The 16,046-nt window shown below is 72.0% G+C and carries 17 protein-coding genes and 1 pseudogene; 6 read left to right on the forward strand and 12 right to left on the reverse strand.

Annotation, left to right across the window (positions count from 1 at the left end; translation table 11 throughout):
- Nucleotides 1–89 precede the first annotated feature (89 nt).
- On the reverse strand, nt 90–323 hold the full coding sequence (locus ABZX96_RS05365) for an aminoglycoside adenylyltransferase domain-containing protein (protein WP_355538194.1): 234 nt from the start codon (nt 321–323) through the stop codon (nt 90–92).
- 254 nt (nt 324–577) lie between these two features.
- Between ABZX96_RS05365 and ABZX96_RS05370 the strand changes: the two genes are divergently transcribed.
- Nucleotides 578–1,642, forward strand: coding sequence for a biotin/lipoate A/B protein ligase family protein (locus ABZX96_RS05370; RefSeq protein WP_355538616.1), 1,065 nt, complete (start codon nt 578–580; stop codon nt 1,640–1,642).
- A 42-nt stretch (nt 1,643–1,684) separates the two neighbouring features.
- On the opposite strand, the pseudogene ABZX96_RS05375 reads toward ABZX96_RS05370, so the two are convergent.
- The 6 genes and pseudogenes from ABZX96_RS05375 to ABZX96_RS05400 all read right to left on the reverse strand — a co-directional run.
- Nucleotides 1,685–2,074: pseudogene (locus tag ABZX96_RS05375) on the reverse strand (alpha/beta fold hydrolase); the annotation flags it as partial.
- 48 nt (nt 2,075–2,122) lie between these two features.
- Nucleotides 2,123–3,121, reverse strand: coding sequence for a TIGR03842 family LLM class F420-dependent oxidoreductase (locus tag ABZX96_RS05380; RefSeq protein WP_355538197.1), 999 nt, complete (start codon nt 3,119–3,121; stop codon nt 2,123–2,125).
- Between the two features lie 66 nt (nt 3,122–3,187).
- Nucleotides 3,188–4,594 carry a dihydropyrimidinase gene (gene hydA / locus ABZX96_RS05385; RefSeq protein ID WP_355538200.1) on the reverse strand — a complete coding sequence of 469 codons (1,407 nt, stop codon included), beginning with the start codon at nt 4,592–4,594 and terminating at the stop codon, nt 3,188–3,190.
- A gap of 199 nt (nt 4,595–4,793) precedes the next feature.
- Nucleotides 4,794–5,024 (reverse strand): hypothetical protein, encoded by a 231-nt coding sequence (locus ABZX96_RS05390; protein WP_355538203.1) that lies wholly within the window; start codon nt 5,022–5,024, stop codon nt 4,794–4,796.
- A gap of 125 nt (nt 5,025–5,149) precedes the next feature.
- Nucleotides 5,150–5,470, reverse strand: coding sequence for a plasmid stabilization protein (locus ABZX96_RS05395; protein WP_355538206.1), 321 nt, complete (start codon nt 5,468–5,470; stop codon nt 5,150–5,152).
- A 113-nt stretch (nt 5,471–5,583) separates the two neighbouring features.
- Nucleotides 5,584–6,030 carry a hypothetical protein gene (locus ABZX96_RS05400; protein ID WP_355538209.1) on the reverse strand — a complete coding sequence of 149 codons (447 nt, stop codon included), beginning with the start codon at nt 6,028–6,030 and terminating at the stop codon, nt 5,584–5,586.
- A 327-nt stretch (nt 6,031–6,357) separates the two neighbouring features.
- Between ABZX96_RS05400 and ABZX96_RS05405 the strand changes: the two genes are divergently transcribed.
- Nucleotides 6,358–7,254, forward strand: coding sequence for an SDR family oxidoreductase (locus ABZX96_RS05405; RefSeq protein WP_355538212.1), 897 nt, complete (start codon nt 6,358–6,360; stop codon nt 7,252–7,254).
- 203 nt (nt 7,255–7,457) lie between these two features.
- Nucleotides 7,458–9,026, forward strand: a complete 1,569-nt coding sequence (locus tag ABZX96_RS05410; protein WP_355538215.1) for an FAD-dependent oxidoreductase — start codon at nt 7,458–7,460, stop codon at nt 9,024–9,026.
- A 113-nt stretch (nt 9,027–9,139) separates the two neighbouring features.
- On the opposite strand, the gene ABZX96_RS05415 is transcribed toward ABZX96_RS05410, so the two are convergent.
- Both ABZX96_RS05415 and ABZX96_RS05420 read right to left on the reverse strand, forming a co-directional pair.
- The gene (locus tag ABZX96_RS05415) at nt 9,140–9,409 is read right to left on the reverse strand and encodes a hypothetical protein (RefSeq protein ID WP_355538218.1); all 270 of its coding nucleotides are present in this window, start codon (nt 9,407–9,409) and stop codon (nt 9,140–9,142) included.
- Between the two features lie 174 nt (nt 9,410–9,583).
- Nucleotides 9,584–9,958 (reverse strand): hypothetical protein, encoded by a 375-nt coding sequence (locus tag ABZX96_RS05420; RefSeq protein ID WP_355538221.1) that lies wholly within the window; start codon nt 9,956–9,958, stop codon nt 9,584–9,586.
- A 342-nt stretch (nt 9,959–10,300) separates the two neighbouring features.
- Between ABZX96_RS05420 and ABZX96_RS05425 the strand changes: the two genes are divergently transcribed.
- The 3 genes from ABZX96_RS05425 (at nt 10,301) to ABZX96_RS05435 (ending at nt 12,330) form a co-directional block, all read left to right on the forward strand.
- The gene (locus ABZX96_RS05425; protein ID WP_355538224.1) at nt 10,301–10,603 is read left to right on the forward strand and encodes a DUF6087 family protein; all 303 of its coding nucleotides are present in this window, start codon (nt 10,301–10,303) and stop codon (nt 10,601–10,603) included.
- A 551-nt stretch (nt 10,604–11,154) separates the two neighbouring features.
- The gene (locus ABZX96_RS05430; RefSeq protein ID WP_355538227.1) at nt 11,155–11,994 is read left to right on the forward strand and encodes a SigB/SigF/SigG family RNA polymerase sigma factor; all 840 of its coding nucleotides are present in this window, start codon (nt 11,155–11,157) and stop codon (nt 11,992–11,994) included.
- Nucleotides 11,995–12,069: 75 nt separating this feature from the next.
- The gene (locus ABZX96_RS05435) at nt 12,070–12,330 is read left to right on the forward strand and encodes a DUF5133 domain-containing protein (RefSeq protein ID WP_355538230.1); all 261 of its coding nucleotides are present in this window, start codon (nt 12,070–12,072) and stop codon (nt 12,328–12,330) included.
- Nucleotides 12,331–12,420: 90 nt separating this feature from the next.
- Here the strand turns inward: ABZX96_RS05435 and ABZX96_RS05440 are convergent, their stop codons facing one another.
- The 3 genes from ABZX96_RS05440 to ABZX96_RS05450 form a co-directional block, all read right to left on the reverse strand.
- Nucleotides 12,421–13,446: a methyltransferase domain-containing protein gene (locus ABZX96_RS05440; protein ID WP_355538233.1), complete on the reverse strand. Its 1,026-nt coding sequence runs from the start codon at nt 13,444–13,446 to the stop codon at nt 12,421–12,423.
- 361 nt (nt 13,447–13,807) lie between these two features.
- Nucleotides 13,808–15,100 carry an aspartate aminotransferase family protein gene (locus ABZX96_RS05445; RefSeq protein ID WP_355538619.1) on the reverse strand — a complete coding sequence of 431 codons (1,293 nt, stop codon included), beginning with the start codon at nt 15,098–15,100 and terminating at the stop codon, nt 13,808–13,810.
- A 65-nt stretch (nt 15,101–15,165) separates the two neighbouring features.
- Nucleotides 15,166–16,011 carry a nitrilase-related carbon-nitrogen hydrolase gene (locus ABZX96_RS05450; RefSeq protein ID WP_355538236.1) on the reverse strand — a complete coding sequence of 282 codons (846 nt, stop codon included), beginning with the start codon at nt 16,009–16,011 and terminating at the stop codon, nt 15,166–15,168.
- Nucleotides 16,012–16,046 lie beyond the last annotated feature (35 nt).

A 16,046-nucleotide genomic window follows, 5' to 3' on the forward strand; every position in this document is an offset into this window, starting at 1 on the left:
GTCGGAACGAGAGGGAGGACCCGGCCGGGCGGTGACGGTGCATCAGCGATGCGGACGAGGATCGCGCCGGGCGGCGGCCTCGGGGACCCTCACCCCACCGCGTCCTCGATCACCATCGCCACATAGTCCGTGACGGCCCGCCGACGCCGGAAGGCCGTGCGGAAGCGGGATGGGCCGGGCTCGCCCCGGCGCAGCCGCAGCGCCTCGGCGAGGACGGGCTCCCAGGTGTCACCGAAGGTCTTGAGGGCGTACGCCCCGGCGCCTCCCTTGGAGGTGATCTCCCCGGTCGCGATCGTGTAGTGGAGACGGCTGACGCCGAGCACCCCCCACTCGGCGGCCCAGCTCCCGGTTCGGGAACGCGTACGCCAAGCGCCGCGGCCACCGTCCGGTCCGGCCGAGTGGCTTTCCGGCGCTATCGGCGACCCGAAAGAGCAGAGAACATCGGGGAGTCCGGAATAACCTCGCGTTCCGCGCCCAATCGTCCGCTTACTCCGTCCCACTCCCGGAAGTGAGGCCGGAGAAAGGAATTCCTTCGACCGCGTTACCGTAGAAGCGGTTCATGGCAACGGAGGCATATATGCACGGCGAGTACAAGGTTCCCGGCGGCAAGCTCGTCGTGGTCGACCTGGAGAACCAGGACGGCGTCCTGCGCGATGTCCGGGTGGCGGGTGACTTCTTCCTGGAGCCCGACGAGGCCATCACCGCCATCAACCAGGCGCTCGAAGGCGCCTCCGCCGACACCGACGCCGCCGGGCTCGCCGCCCGCGTCGAGGCGTCCCTGCCCGAGGGCACCGTCATGTACGGCATCACGGCCGAGGGTGTCGCCGTCGCCGTACGACGGGCCCTGGCCCAGGCCACGGACTGGACCGACTACGACTGGCAGCTCATCCACGAGCCCCCGCAGACCCCCGCCCTCCACATGGCCCTGGACGAAGTCCTCACCGCCGAGGTCGCCGCGGGCCGCCGCCCGCCGACCCTGCGCGTGTGGGAATGGGGCGCCCCCGCCGTGATCATCGGCAGCTTCCAGTCCCTCCGCAACGAGGTCGACCCCGAAGGCGCAGCCCGCCACGACGTCACCGTCGTCCGCCGCATCTCCGGAGGGGGTGCCATGTTCGTGGAGGCGGGAAATACCATCACCTATTCGCTTTCGGTTCCGGCTTCCCTCGTTTCCGGTCTTTCCTTCGCCGATTCCTACGCCTACCTCGACGACTGGGTCCTCGCCGCCCTCGGCGACATGGGTATCAAGGCCTGGTACCAGCCTCTCAACGACATCGCGACAGAGGTCGGCAAGATCGCCGGCGCTGCCCAGAAGCGCATGGTCGGCCCGGGCGGTACGTCCGGCGCCGTTCTGCACCACGTCACCATGAGCTACGACATCGACGCCGACAAGATGCTGGACGTCCTGCGCATCGGCAAGGAGAAGATGTCCGACAAGGGCACCAAGTCCGCCAAAAAGCGCGTCGACCCCCTTCGCCGCCAGACCGGCCTCCCCCGCGAAGCCGTCATCGACCGAATGATCACTTCCTTCCGCAACCGCTACGGGCTGACGGTGGGCCAGGTCACGCCGGAGGAGATGGCCCGCGCCGAGGAACTGGCCGCCACGAAGTACAGCAGCCAGGAGTGGACTGCCCGCGTGCCGTAAGGCGGGGGTCATGCCCCGGCCTGCGCACCGTCCGCACCACACCTACGGCAGCCGTCTGCGGACTGCGGACTGCGGGCTCGTCATCTGCGGCATCGGTCCGCGGAGCACGGCCGACGGGTCCGCGAACCGCATCGTGACCGCCCAGCCGGGGTCCACCCGGTCCAGGGTCTCCGCGAGCGAAGCCGCCGTCGGGGAACCCGGCTTCCGAGTAGGTGGCGATACCACTGCTGCCGGGCTTGTCCGCCACCGCGACCGGGTCCAGGCCAGGTCGGGCTCCGCCGGCATGAGCCGGGCCACCAGATCCGGATGACGGTCGGCCGGCACGATGGCCACCGCGCCGCCCATGCTGTGCCCGATGACACCGGCCCGGGTCGCCCCGGCCGTGCGCAGGGCGGTGGCCGGCGCGTCGGCGTGGGACTCCAGGCCGTAGTCAGCCGTAGGGCGGCCGGGGCCACCATCTGCGGGAAGGCGGCCCCGTGCTCATGCCAGCGCCGGGATCACCACATCCCCGTACGCGTCGATGGTCGACTCCTTCGCGTCGTGCATCGCGTACAGCGCGAACTGGTCCACCCCCAGATCACGCAGGGCGCGCAGCTTGCGGATGTGTTCCTCGGCGGGGCCCAGGAGGCAGAAGCGGTCCACGATCTCGTCGGGCACGAAGGCGGTGTCCGGGTTGCCGGCGCGGCCGTGGTGCGCGTAGTCGTAGCCCTGCCGGGCCTTGATGTACGAGGTCAGCGCCTCGGGGACGACGTCGGAGTGCTCGCCGTAGCGGCTCACCAGGTCGGCGACGTGGTTGCCGACCATGCCGCCGAACCAGCGGCACTGCTCCCGCGCGTGGGCGAGGTCCTCGCCCACGTACGCGGGGGCCGCCACGCACACCGTCACCGCGTCCGGGTCGCGACCGGCGTCGGCCGCGGCCTTGCGGACGGCCTTGACCATCCACTCGGTCAGGAACGGGTCGGCGAGCTGGAGGATGAAGCCGTCCGCCAGCTCGCCGGTCATCGCGAGCGCCTTGGGCCCGTACGCGGCCATCCAGACGGGGAGCCGACCGTCGCGCACCCAGGGGATGCGCAGCGTACGGCCGCCGATCTCGGTCTCCCGGCCCTCGGCGAGGTCGCGGATGACCCGGATCGCCTCTCCGACCTGGGCGAGCGTGGTCGGGCGGCGGCCCGCCACCCGCTGCGCGGAGTCGCCGCGGCCGATGCCGCAGACCGTGCGGTTGCCGTACATCTCGTTGAGGGTGGCGAAGGTGGAGGCGGTGACTTCGAGGGCGCGGGTGGCGGGGTTGGTGACCATCGGGCCGACGATCAGGCGGTCGGTGTGTTCCAGGATGCGGCCGTGGATGACGAACGGTTCCTGCCACAGCACGGACGAGTCGAAGGTCCAGCCGTAGCGGAAGCCCTGGCGTTCGGCCCGGCGCATCAGGCCGACGACGGCCGATCCGGGCGGGTCGGTCTGCAGCACCACTCCGAAGTCCACGGCGACTTCCCTCCCTGTCGGTGTACGGGATCGGTGACCGGCGACGCCCCACGCGCCCGCGGGGCCCTACCCGGCGTACTGGCACAGCCCCCGCGGTACGTACTGCCCGTGTCCGGCGCGTCCGGTGAACTGCCCGGCGTCGACGACGACCTCGCCCCGGGAGAGGACGGTCTCGACCCGGCCTGTGATCTCTTTGCCCTCGTACGCCGAGTAGTCGACGTTCATGTGGTGGGTCTCGGCGGACAGGACGTGGCGGGCGGCGGGATCGTAGACGACCAGGTCGGCGTCCGAACCGGGGGCGATGGTGCCCTTCTTGGGGTAGAGGCCGAACATCCGGGCCGGGGCGGCGCAGGCCAGCTCGATCCAGCGGCGGCGGCTGATGTGACCGTCCAGGACGGCCTGGTGGAGCAGGTCCATGCGGTGCTCGACGCCGGGCAGCCCGTTGGGGATCTTGGAGAAGTCGCCGCGGCCGAGTTCCTTCTGCCCCCGGAAGCAGAAGGGGCAGTGGTCGGTGGAGACGACCTGGAGGTCGTCGGTGCGCAGGCCCCGCCACAGGGCCGCCTGGTGTTCGCGGGGGCGCAGCGGCGTGCTGCACACGTACTTGGCGCCCTCGAAATCCGGCTCGGCGAGGTTGTCGGTGGACAGGAACAGGTACTGCGGACAGGTCTCGCCGAAGACGGGCAGCCCCATGTCCCGGGCGCGGGCGAGCTCGGCGACGGCCTCCTCGGCGGAGACGTGCACGACGTACAGCGGCGCGCCCGCGACCCGGGCGAGCTGGATCGTCCGGTGGGTGGCCTCGGCTTCGAGCAGGACGTGCCGCACCTCGCCGTGGTACCGGGGGTCGGTACGGCCTTCGGCCAGCGCCTGTTCCACCAGGACGTCGATGGCGAGGCCGTTCTCGGCGTGCATCATGATCAGACCGCCGTTGCCGGCGGCCTGCTGGAGGGCGCGCAGGATCTGTCCGTCGTCGCTGTAGAGCACGCCGGGGTAAGCGCTGAAGAGTTTGAACGAGGTGATGCCCTCCTCCACCAGGAGGTCCATCTCCTTGAGCGAGTGCGGGTTCACGTCCGACATGATCATGTGGAACGCGTAGTCGACGGCGCACTGCGCGTCGGCCTTGGCGTGCCACCGGTCCAGCCCCTCGCGCAGCGCCTGGCCGCGCGCCTGGACGGCGAAGTCGATCAACGTCGTCGTGCCGCCCCAGGCGGCGGCGCGGGTGCCGGTCTCGAAGGTGTCGGAGGAGTACGTGCCCCCGAAGGGGAAGTCCAGGTGCGTGTGCGCGTCCACGCCGCCCGGGATGACGTACTTGCCGGTGGCGTCGAACGTGCGGGCCGCGCCGCCGCGCCAGCCCTCCGCGTACTCGCTGCCGTGCGCCGCGAGGGCCACCACGCGCCCGTCCTCCACCAGGACGTCGGCGTGGATCTCGTCGGCCGCGGTGATGACCAGCCCGCCCCGGATGACCGTACGGCTCATCTTCCCAGCTCCCTTCGCGCCCTCGGCGCCGGTGACACCGGAGCGTCACCAGGGAGCCGGCCGCCGCCCCGCACCCGGCCGGTCCGCTGCCCGCGGCGCCGCGTCACCGACCGCTCCTCCAGGGGCGGTCGCGGGGAACATCGACCGTAGAAGCACGTCAGCCGGCTGGCAATAGGGCGGCGTACGGGGAGCACGGAGGTCAGCCGCCTCGCCGGCCGCCCTCGTCGTCCATGCCCTCCCGGGCGTTCTCCTCCGCGGACTTCTGCGCGGAATCACCGGTGGTCTGCGGGTCGCCGCCGACGAAGTACTTCTTGCCGCGGGCGTTCCGGCGGGGGTGCTCCATGTCCTCCACGTCCCGCAGTTCCGCGTTCTCGAATTCGTCCAGCACCTCGTCGAAGACGCCTTCGTTCTTCTTCTTGGGAGGAGTCACGCGGGTCCTTTCCGGCGGGTTGTCAGGGGTTTGCCGGGTGTTTGTCGGGGGTGGTTTCGGCGGCCGGGTCCGTCCGCGCGCGTACCGGCGCTGTCCGTGCGCGCACCGGATCTCCGGGCCTCTCGTCAGCCCTTGCCGACCGCCTTCGCCAGTTCGTCCTTCGTCATCGACGAACGGCCTTTGACACGCTTCTTCTTGGCCTCCTCGTAAAGCTGATCGCGGGTCGGGCCGTGGGCGCCGTGGCCGGAACGCTGGCCGCCGCGCTTGTACGAGGACATGTCCTGCGTCGAAGTACGGCTGGCGGTCTTGGACTCGCCGCTGCGCGCGCGTTCCTTGTTCACGGTGCGGGCCGCGATCTCCTTCGCGCGCGGCTCGCCGCGGCTTTCCTCGCTCTGCTTGATCTTCTCGTACTGCCGCTCACGCTTGGCGTTGGAACCGCTGGGCATGGTGACGTGCTCCTTCGATCGAACGGGCCGGGAAGACGGAAGGACCCGGGAAGCCTGGGAATGCCCTGAGGACCCGGAAACCCGGGAATGCCGGGGAGAGCCCGGTAAAGGGGTCACCGGCCCGGTGTGTCGTTGTTTCCATCGGATATGTCGTCGGATATCGCGTCGGATATGGCATCGGCTATGCCCTGGCGTCCGCCTTGGCGGTGCGCCGGGTGGTGCGCGGCGGGCGCGGGCGGGCCCGGCGACGTCTTGGACAGTCGCCGTACGACCGTGAGCGCCGCGTCGGGCGGCTCCCCCATCGCGTGCCGCGGGCGGCCGGCGGGCCGTGCCTCACCGCCGTACCCGGGGCGGTGCGCGCACGCACTGCGGGCGCCCACCGCGGTCAGCGCGGCGCCGCCGAGCCGGGACCGCCGATGGCGGGAGCGGCGGGCGGGGATGGCCCCGAGCGCCTTGTCGGCGACGCGGCGGCCGGGAGGCAGCATCAGGTCCTCGTACCGGCCCAGAGCGATCAGCAGGGCGAACATCACCAGGGGAACCAGCACGGCAAGGGCCGGCATGTGCGTGTCCCTTCCGTTGACTACCCGGGCGTTGCTCCGGCGGAGCAGGACGGCTGCCTTTTCGGGTCACCCGGTGCGCTGGGCACAAACATGTCCGGCCATGGTCATTTCGATCAGTGCGCTGGAGCCGGGCCCGACCCCCGGACCCACCCCCTCCGGACGCACGCCCGCCCCGCGCGCTCATCACTTCGGGCCGCGTCGGAGTCCCCGTTTCCGCCCTGTCCGGATGCCCGCCCCGCATGCCGCCCGATCACCGTGCCGCCGGTTTTCCCGTGGCCGCCGAGGGCACCCGATCAGCGCACCAGTGGCCCTTTCCGGAGGCTTCTCATGCACAAGGACCAGCACCAACAGGAACAGCGGGATCCGACCACACGCTATCCGCGTCCCGAATTCCCCCAGCAGGACCAGCCGCATCCGGGCCGCACCGACCGGATGGATCCACGGCCCGATCACGGCGAGAGTTCCTACGAGGGCCACGGCCTGTTGCGGGACAAGCGGACCGTCATCACCGGCGGCGATTCGGGCATCGGGCGAGCGGTGGCGGTGGCGTTCGCCAGGGAAGGCGCGGACGTACTGTTCAGCCATTTGGACGAGGAAAAGGACGACGCGCGGGAAACCGTCCGCCTGGTCGAGGAAGCGGGCCGCCGCGCGGTCGCCGTCTCCTGCGACAACCGCGAGGAATCGGAATGCCGGAGCCTGGTGGACCGCGCGGTGCGGGAATTCGGCCGGATCGACGTCCTGGTGAACAACGCGGCCTATCAAATGGTCCAGTCGGAGGGAATCGAGGGCATCAGCACCGAGCAGTTCGACCGGGTGCTGCGGACGAACCTGTACGGCATGTTCTGGCTCTGCAAGATGGCGCTGCCGCACATTCCGGCAGGGGGCAGCATCATCAACACGACATCGGTCCAGGCGTATCAGCCGTCCCCGCAGCTGCTGGATTACGCGACCACCAAGGGCGGCATCGTCACCTTCACCCAGGGCCTGGCCCAAGGGGTGGCGGACCGCGGGATCCGGGTCAACGCGGTCGCCCCCGGGCCGGTGTGGACCCCGCTCATCCCGTCGACCATGCCCGAGACCTCGCAGTTCGGCGCGGACACCCCCTTGGGGCGGGCCGCCCAGCCGGCCGAGATGGCACCGGCCTACGTGTTCCTGGCCTCGCCACAGGCGAGCTACATCACCGCCGAGGTCGTCAACGCCACCGGTGGTACGCCGCTCCCGTAGGGCGGTGCGATAAACGCCGCTCCCGTAGGACGGCGCGTCGAACGCCGCTCCCATAGGGCGGTGGTCGAACGCCGCTCCCTTAAGCCCGCAGGGCGGCACCCAGAGGTGCCCCGGAGGCTCCGGAGGACCCCGCGTCGCGCGCACGCCGGAAGGCGCCCGGCGAGGGGCCCCGGCCCGTAACCCGAGAGAGCAGGGGACGACCCATGGCCCACAGCGCAGACCTGCCCGAGAACGCCCAGTCGTACTGGATGGCCACCTCGGACCGCACGTCCTACCCGCCGCTGGGCGGCCCGCTGGACATCGACGTGGCGGTGATCGGCGGCGGGATGGCGGGCCTGAGCACGGCGTGGGAGCTGACGCGGACCGGCCGTTCGGTGGCGGTGCTGGAGGCGGACCGCATCGCCGCCGCGGTCACCGGCCACACCACCGCCAAGGTCTCCGCGCTGCACACCGCCGTCTACGACCGGCTGCGGCGCACCCGGGGGCCGGACGGGGCGTGCCACTACGCGCGCTCGCAGCAGGAGGCCGTGGAGCGGATCGCCGAGATCGCCGCCGAACTGGACATCGCCTGCGACCTGGAGCGCCTGCCCGCCTTCACGTACGCGACGGACCCCGGGCGCGCGGCCTCCCTGCGGGCCGAGGCGCACGCGGCGCGGGAGGCGGGGCTGCCGGCCTCCTACGTCCAGGAGACCGGGCTGCCCTTCCCGGTGGCGGGCGCCGTCCGGGTCGAGAACCAGGCGCAGTTCCACCCCCGCGCCTACCTCCTGGGGCTCGCCGAGGGGCTGCTGGCGCGCGGCGCCGCGATCCACGAACGCACCCGCGTCACCGGCCTCACCGAAGGCTCCCCCTGCCGCCTCACCACCGCCTCCGGGTACACCGTCACCGCCCGGGACGTCGTCATCGCCACGCACTACCCGGTCTTCGACCGCGCGTTGCTGTTCGCCCGGCTGTCGCCGCGCCGGGAACTCGTCGTCGCCGGTCCGGTCCCGGCCGACCGCGACCCCGGCGGCATGTACATCACCGAGGAGGGCGCCAAGCGCTCGGTGCGCACCGCCCCGTACGGCCCCGGAGACGGAGAGCGGCTTCTGATCGTCACCGGTGAGAGCTACAAACCCGGCACCGAGGACAGCGACGATCTGTACGAGCGGCTGACCGCCTGGACCCGTCGCCACTTCCCCGACGCCCGGCTCGCCTACCGCTGGTCCGCGCAGGACAACGACTCCACCGACACCGTCCCCCTCGTCGGCCCGTTCCACGCCGCCGCCCGGCACACCTACGTCGCGACCGGCTTCGGCGGCTGGGGCCTCAGCGGCGGCGCCATGGCGGGACGCCTGCTGACCGATCTCATCCGGGGCAAGCAGCCGCCGTGGGCCGGGCTGTACGACCCGCGCCGGCTGCGCAGCACGCTGCGTGAGGCACCGGCCTTCCTGAAGCACCAGGCCCAGGTGGCGCGGCACTTCGTCGGCGACCGGCTGGGCCCCGCCGGCTCCGCCGCGCGCGTCGCCCCGGGCACGGGCGCGGTCGTCCGGGAGGGCGCCCGCCACTGGGCCGTCTACCGGGACGAGGACGGCACGGCGCACGAGGTGTCGGCGCGCTGCACCCACCTGGGGTGCCTGATCGCGTTCAACCCGGGCGAGAAGACGTGGGAATGCCCCTGCCACGGCTCCCGCTTCGACACCGACGGCCGGGTCCTTCAGGGGCCCGCGAACCGTCCTTTGGAGCGGCGGTCGCCAGAGCGGCGGTCGCCGGGGAGCGCGTCGGGGAACGCGTAGGGGCTCCCGGCAGATGCGGCGGTAGGCGTTTCAAGGGAAGGCTTCAAGGCGGCAGGAGGGCTCGGCCCTCCTGCCGATCACTTCCTGCCGCTCACTGCGGATCGCTGAAGGGCTCAGCCCTCCTCCGGACCGCCGTCCCTGCCCGGCGTCCGCCCGGAGCCCCTGCGGACCTCCGCGTCGCGCTCCGGACGGAGGTCCAGCATCTCGATCAGCAGCGCGAGGTCCTCGGCGTCCTGCGCGTGCTGGGCCACCGCCAGCCGGGCGCGCTGCCGTTCGTCCCGCGCCCAGGCGTCGTCCGTCTGGTCCGCTCCCTCACCGGTGGCGCCCCCGGTTCCGCTCGGCGGATCGGGCACCCCGGCGGGCGGACCGTGTCTCTCCTTCACGCTTCCATTGTCCGCCGCCCTCCGAGGAGCCCGCCTGCCGGGCCACCCGCGACGCCGGGCAAGGGGCGCCGGACGGGTGCGGGGTGAGGCGGGGAGCGGATCCCGCCGCGTCCGAACGGAGCCGTCCGGCGGCGGGGGTCCGCTCCCGCCGCCGGACGCTCCGGCGTACCGGCTCTAGCGGGACCGCAGCATCAGGTCCACTTCCTTCTCCTGGTCCCCCGCCGTGGCTCCCCGGTCCTCCACGCGGAACATCTCGCCCAGCTTGCGCGTCACGCAGTCCACGGCCTGGTCGCCGCCCTGGAGCTGGGCGCGGACGGAGCCGTCCAGGGAAGCGGGTGCCGCGCTCCCCCGCTCCTGTGACACGTCGAACTCGGTGCTCCAGATGGTGGGGTGGCCGCCGGGCACGTCCTTGGGGCGGTCGGACGGGTCGCGGTCGCAGGGGTAGACGTCGCCCAGCGCGTGGAAGACGGCATCGGCGTCCGCCGCCGTGCCTTCGCTGAGCTGCACCATGACGCGGGCGGCGGCGGACTGCTGCGGGCTGGGGGCCATGAGCCTTCTCCTTCGTCGTTCGGGTTCGGGTTCGGGTTCGGGTTCGGGTTCGGCTGGTGAGGTGGTCGGGTTCTCGGTGGGAGGGCCGGGTACGCGGATCGGGGTGCGCGCGGGGCGGGGAACCGCTCGCGGAAGGCCGTCGGAAGGGGCGGCGGACCTCACGGGTACCCTGCCTGGCCCCCGCCATATCCGCCCGGATCACACCCGGATCATGACGTCGGCCACGTGGTCCACACCCCGCCGCCGGGCGGCCCCCGGCACGGCCGCCGCCGTGTCACCCCGTAGAGCGAACAGGCCGGAACCCCCGTCGTGCCCGTGCCGGTCCGTGGCACGCTGACCCCCATGGACGAGCCTCTGGCCGACTGGGCGCGGCGGCGCCAGGAGCGGCGTGAACGGCACATCGGACGGCTGCGCGCGATCCCCCTCGCCCCCGGGGCGCGCGGAGCGCACGTGCACCCCCAGGCTCCGCGCATGATCGTGGAGTGGACGGGCGAGCAGTGGACGCCGGTCCAGGTCGTCGCCGACCTCGCGGCGGCGCGCGAAGTGCTCGACGCGCCGCGGCGTCCGGTCCCGCGGCCGTCCGATTCGGAGACGCGGCTGGACGACGGCCCGGGCCCGGGCCGTCACCGCAGGCCCGCCGTCTGACCCCTCCCCCACGTCGTCCGTCAGCGCTCCTTTTCGCTCCGCACAGCTCCTTTCCGCCCTCGCGTCCCCGGCTCGTCACCTGCTTTCTCACCGCCTCCGCTCGTCCGGCGCCGGCGCCGCGCTTCCGCTCATTCGACGGCGGCCTTCCTTCGCCCTTTTCGGCGTGCGGGCAGGCGTGCGGGCACACGCTTCCCCGTCATTCGGTGACGCTGCGAAGTCAGTCAATTGGCCGCGTCGGGCCCAAAGTCCTGGAATCCGCGTGACCGACGGCCGTAATCGGCGCGGACAGGCAAATGCGGGTCATCCTCCGGATGCCCGACGTACGTGACGTGGCTAACATCGAAGGCAGGAGGCGTTGGAACCCGCGTTTCCTCCCGTTATTTCGCCGGGACAGCGGGCAGCGCGCCATCGCCCGCGCGGACGTCCCTCGCCCCGGATGGCCCGCACGGACCGGGCCCGGGGAACGGGTAACCGGTCGTGCGACCCGGAAACCCCGGACTTCCTCCACACGAATTCTGGCTTCACACCCCAGTCGGGAAAGCGAACCACCTATGACCACCACCATTGCTCCGGCCGTCAACCGCTGGCGCGGTTCCGACGAGATTCCGGAGACCGAGGCGGCTTTCCAGCGGTTGGCGGGCCTGCCCGACGGGCCGGAGCGGCGCCGTCTGCGCGAGGAGCTGACCTGCGCCTGGTTGCCGCTCGCGCAACGGCTGGCGCTGCGTTTCCGCGACCGCGGGGAAAGCCTGGACGATCTCAAGCAGGTGGCGGCGCTGGGCCTGGTGAAGGCCGTGGACCATTACGACCCCGAGCGCGGTGACGCGTTCGCCAGTTATGCCGTACCGACGGTCGTCGGGGAGATCAAGCGGCATTTCCGCGACCACACCTGGGGCGTCCACGTTCCCCGCCGCGTACAGGAATTGCGGGCCAAGGTGCGCCTTTCCGTCAAGGAACTGGCCACCACCGCCGACGACCGCGCGCCGTCCGTCGGCGCCATCGCGGCGCATTCCGGACTGTCCGAGGAAGACGTCCTGTTGGGGCTGGAGGCCCTGGAAAGCTACCGGTCCCTTTCCCTGGAGGCGGAGCGCCCGGGGAGCGACGACGGATTCAGCCTGTACGGGAGTCTCGGCGAGCCGGAACCCGCTTACGAGACGGTCACCGAGCGGGAAGCGGTCAAGACGTACATGCGCCGGCTTCCGGAGCGTGAACGGCGCATTCTCTATCTCCGGTTCTTCTGCGACATGACGCAGAGCAGCATCGGCGAAGAACTCGGCCTTTCGCAGATGCACGTGTGCCGCATCATCCGGCGGACCTGCGACCAGATCCGCGAACAGGTCGAAGCGCCGGCCGAGACGGAAACGGACGACTCCCGGCGTCCGGCGGCGGTGTGAGCGGGCCGGTGTGCCCGTCGGCCCCGTGGCCACCGGCCCCTTGTGGAAACCCTTGGTTGGAGGAGAGTGACGACGATGCTGAGCCCTGACAAGAACGTGGTACGCGACCTCATATCGACCCACCGCGAGCTGCGGGAACACGTCCGTTCCCATCCCGGCGACACCGATCGACGGCGCCGGCTGGAGGATTCGTCCTACACCCTGTGCGTGATCATGGGCGAGCGCAGTGTCGGGGACGCGATGGACGCGGCCGAGCGGCACGTGCACCAGCCGGAGGGCGGGCTCACCGCTCCCCCGGCCCAGGGCGGCCGGACGGCTAAGGCACAACCGAACTGACCGGCGGCCCGCCCGATACGAGCACGGCCGAGTACAGCCCCTACAGCGCCGGAAGGCGACCGGATGGCCCCCGCCCCACCGGCGGTTCCGTCACCGGTCGCCTTTCCTGCCCACGCCGACCAGCGCCCGGCGCGGGATCATGAACCGCCACACCGCCGCGTCCTGGTCGTAGGCGGTGGTGCTCTCCAGCACCGTGCCGTCGTCGTTCGGGTAGCGGAAGATCGCGCGGGCCTGTTCCACCGCCCACAGGAACGCGGCCTGGTCGCCGAGCGCGTCCTGGGCCTTGCGCAGGCCGTACATGTTGACCAGGTACTCGCCGAGGCGGAGCTCCGCCTCTTCGGCCGTTTCCCCGGTGGAGGTGTACGGATCGTCGATCTCCAGGACCTCGTACGTGGCGTACCCGGCCTTGGCCAGGTGGCCACGGATCTCCTCCGGGGTGTAGTGCGCGTACTGGTGGCCCGTGAGCGAATGGCGGTCCACGACCTGGGCGAACCAGCGGTCCACCGGGGAACCGACCTGGAAGTCGTGCAGCACGAACGTGCCGCGCGGGCGCAGCACCCGGTGGGCCTCCATGGAGACGCCGAGCCGGTCGCCCGGGGCGATGTGGTGGGCGCCGTAGGCGAGCAGCACCGCGTCCACCGACTCGGGGCGGAACAGCAGCCGTTCGGCGCGCTGGAGCAGGGCCGGGACGCCGCTCGCCCACGCCGCTTCGATCATGTGCGGGGAGGCGTCGCAGGTGATGATGTCCAGGTCCCTGATGTCCAGCAGCGCGGCCACCCGCCACAGGAGGCCGTCGCCGCCCAGCAGGTCCAAGACGGCGCGGCGGTCCGGTCCGCCGGGCTGCCGCACGAACTCCAGCAGCCGCGCGATGCCTTGGGCCCGGGCCTCGGCGTTGAGCCGCTGGGCCCGGATGTAGGCCGGTCCCCGGCCGCCGTCGGTCTCGGCGCCGAAGTCGTCGCGGGCGGTGCCCGTTTCCGGGTGGTCGGCGATCCAGCATTCCGTGCGGTGCACATCGATGCGCCGGTGGATGTCCGGGTAGCGCGACCGCAGCCGCTCGATCTGCCCGCGGAGGTCCGTGCCGGAAACCGTTAAACCGTCAGCAATGTCCTCGGACACCGGTCCCCCGATCGTCGCGGTCCGTATACCGTCCGGCCTCAGGGCGGCCCCTGGCGGTGCGTCGATGAGGGGCTGGAACCGGCGTGTCGCGCCGAACCCTGAAAGGTAGTTGTATCCCGGGACCATCAAGGCCGCAATGGGTGTAGCGGCCCGGTTCCGGCCCCCGCAAGGCGGTGGATCGCCATTCCCGCACGTCGTTCCGTACGGGGCGGGGGCGGGCCGGGTTGCCGCGGTGACGCGGGCCGGGCGGGGCGGCCGGACGGGGGCGCGCACGGCGGAACGGGCCTGGGGTCATACAGTCCCCGGCCTTGGCGGTCGGGCTTCCCTCGTGGTGTCCCCGGCGGCCGGGGACACCACCCGGTCACCCGCCCTTCGTCATCCGCTCCCGCACGGCGCGCAGCGCGTCGCCCAGCAGGCGCGCGCCTTCCTCCGCCTCGGCGATCGTCAGCGTCATCGGGGGCGCGATGCGCAGGGCGGCGCCCGACTGCCCGCCCTTGCCGATCAGCAGACCGCGTTGCCGGGCCGCCTCCAGGAGCAGGTTGGCGGCCTCGGGGGACGGGTCGTCCGTGCCGGGGCGGACGAGTTCCACGCCGAGCATCAGGCCCCGGCCGCGTACCTCGCGGACGAGGTCCAGCCCGGCGGTGACCGCGCGCAGCCGCTCCAGGAGCACCCCGCCGACCCGGCGGGCGTTGCCCTGGAGGTCGTGTTCGAGCAGGTAGGTGAGGTTGGCCAGGCCTGCGGCCATGGTGACGGGGCTGCCGCCGAAGGTGGAGACGGAGTTGGCGGGGAGGGCGTTCATCACCTCGGCGCGGGCCACCACGCCGCCCACGGACATGCCGTTGCCGATGCCCTTGGCGAAGGTCAGCAGGTCGGGCGGGCCGCTCGCGGCGTGTGCCTGCCAGCCCCAGAAGTGCTCGCCGGTGCGGCCCCAGCCGGTCTGCACCTCGTCGGAGATCCACAGGATGCCGTGCCGGTCCAGCACCTCGCGGAAGGCCGCGTACAGGCCGTCGGGCGGCATCGTGAACCCGCCGACGCCCTGCACCGGCTCGGCGATCAGCGCGGCCACCGGCCCGGTCTGCCGCAGCAGGTCCTCCAGGTCGGCGACGCAGGCGGCGATGTACCCGGCGTCGTCCAGGTGCGCGTACGGGCCTCGGGTGCGCACGCCGCCGTGCACGTACAGCGTCTGGAACGGCGAGAGGGTCGTCGGGGACCAGGCCGCGTTGCCCGTCACGCCGACGGCCGAGAAGGAGCGGCCGTGGTAGCTGTTCCGCATCGCCAGGACCTGGTTGGAGCGGCGGTGGGCGGTGGCCAGGAGGAGCGCGGTGTCGGTGGCCTCCGTCCCGGAGGTGGTGAAGAAGACCCGCGCGTCGGGGATGCCGGACAGGGCGGCGATCCGCTCGGCCAGCTCCACCATGGGACGCGAGAGGTACAGGGTGGAGGTGTGCAGGATGCGGCCCGCCTGTTCGGCGACCGCCTTGGTGACCTCGGGCAGCGCGTGCGCCGTCATGGTGGTGAGGATGCCGCCGAAGAAGTCGAGGTAGCGGTTGCCGTCGGCGTCCCAGACGTAGCGGCCCTCGCCGTGGGTGAGCTCGATGGGCCGCTCGTAGTAGAGGGCGAGCCAGTCGGGCAGGACGCGGGCGTGCCGGGTGCGCAGGTCGCCGGTGGCTCCTGCTGTTCCGCCGGTGGCTCCCGCGCCCCCGGTGGCTCGCGTGCCGCCGGTCACGGCCGGACCAGCCCCTCGTACGCGTCCGGGCGCCGGTCCCGGTAGAAGGCCCACTGCTGCCGCACCTCGTCGATGAGGCCGAAGTCCAGGTCGCGCACGAGGAGTTCCTCCTTGGTGTCGCTGCCCACGTCGCCCACGAATTGCCCGCGCGGATCGACGAAGTAGCTGGTGCCGTAGAAGTCGTTGTCGCCGTACTCCTCCGTGCCGACCCGGTTGATCGCGGCGACGAAGTACTCGTTGGCCACCGCGGCGGCGGGCTGCTCCAGCTGCCACAGGTAGGCGGACAGGCCGCGGGAGGTGGCGGACGGGTTGTAGACGAGCTGCGCGCCGTTGAGGCCCAGTTGCCGCCAGCCCTCGGGGAAGTGCCGGTCGTAGCAGATGTAGACGCCGACCTTGCCCACGGCGGTGTCGAAGACCGGCCAGCCGGCGTTCCCCGGCCGGAAGTAGTACTTCTCCCAGAAGCCCTTGACCTGCGGGATGTGGTGCTTGCGGTAGCTGCCGAGCACGGTGCCGTCGGCGTCGATGACGGCGGCGGTGTTGTAGTAGAAGCCCGACTGCTCGACCTCGAAGACCGGGACGACCACCACCATGCCGGTCTCCCGGGCCAGCGCGCGCATCCGCTGGACGGTCGGCCCGTCCGGCACCGGCTCGGCCCAGCGGTAGTGCTCCGGTTCCTGGACCTGGGGGAAGTACGGGGCGTTGAAGACCTCCTGGAAGCCGATCACCCGCGCGCCCTGCGCGGCGGCGGCCCGGGCGTGCTCCTCGTGCTTCGCGATCATCGATTCGGTGTCGCCCGTCCAGGTCGCCTGGACCAGTGCGGCACGCACCACGTCGTCGGCCATGAGCTGCTCCTTTGCCGGGTGGGTTGCCGGGTGTC

Source organism: Streptomyces sp. NPDC003077, assembly GCF_040611095.1.
GTDB lineage: Bacteria > Actinomycetota > Actinomycetes > Streptomycetales > Streptomycetaceae > Streptomyces.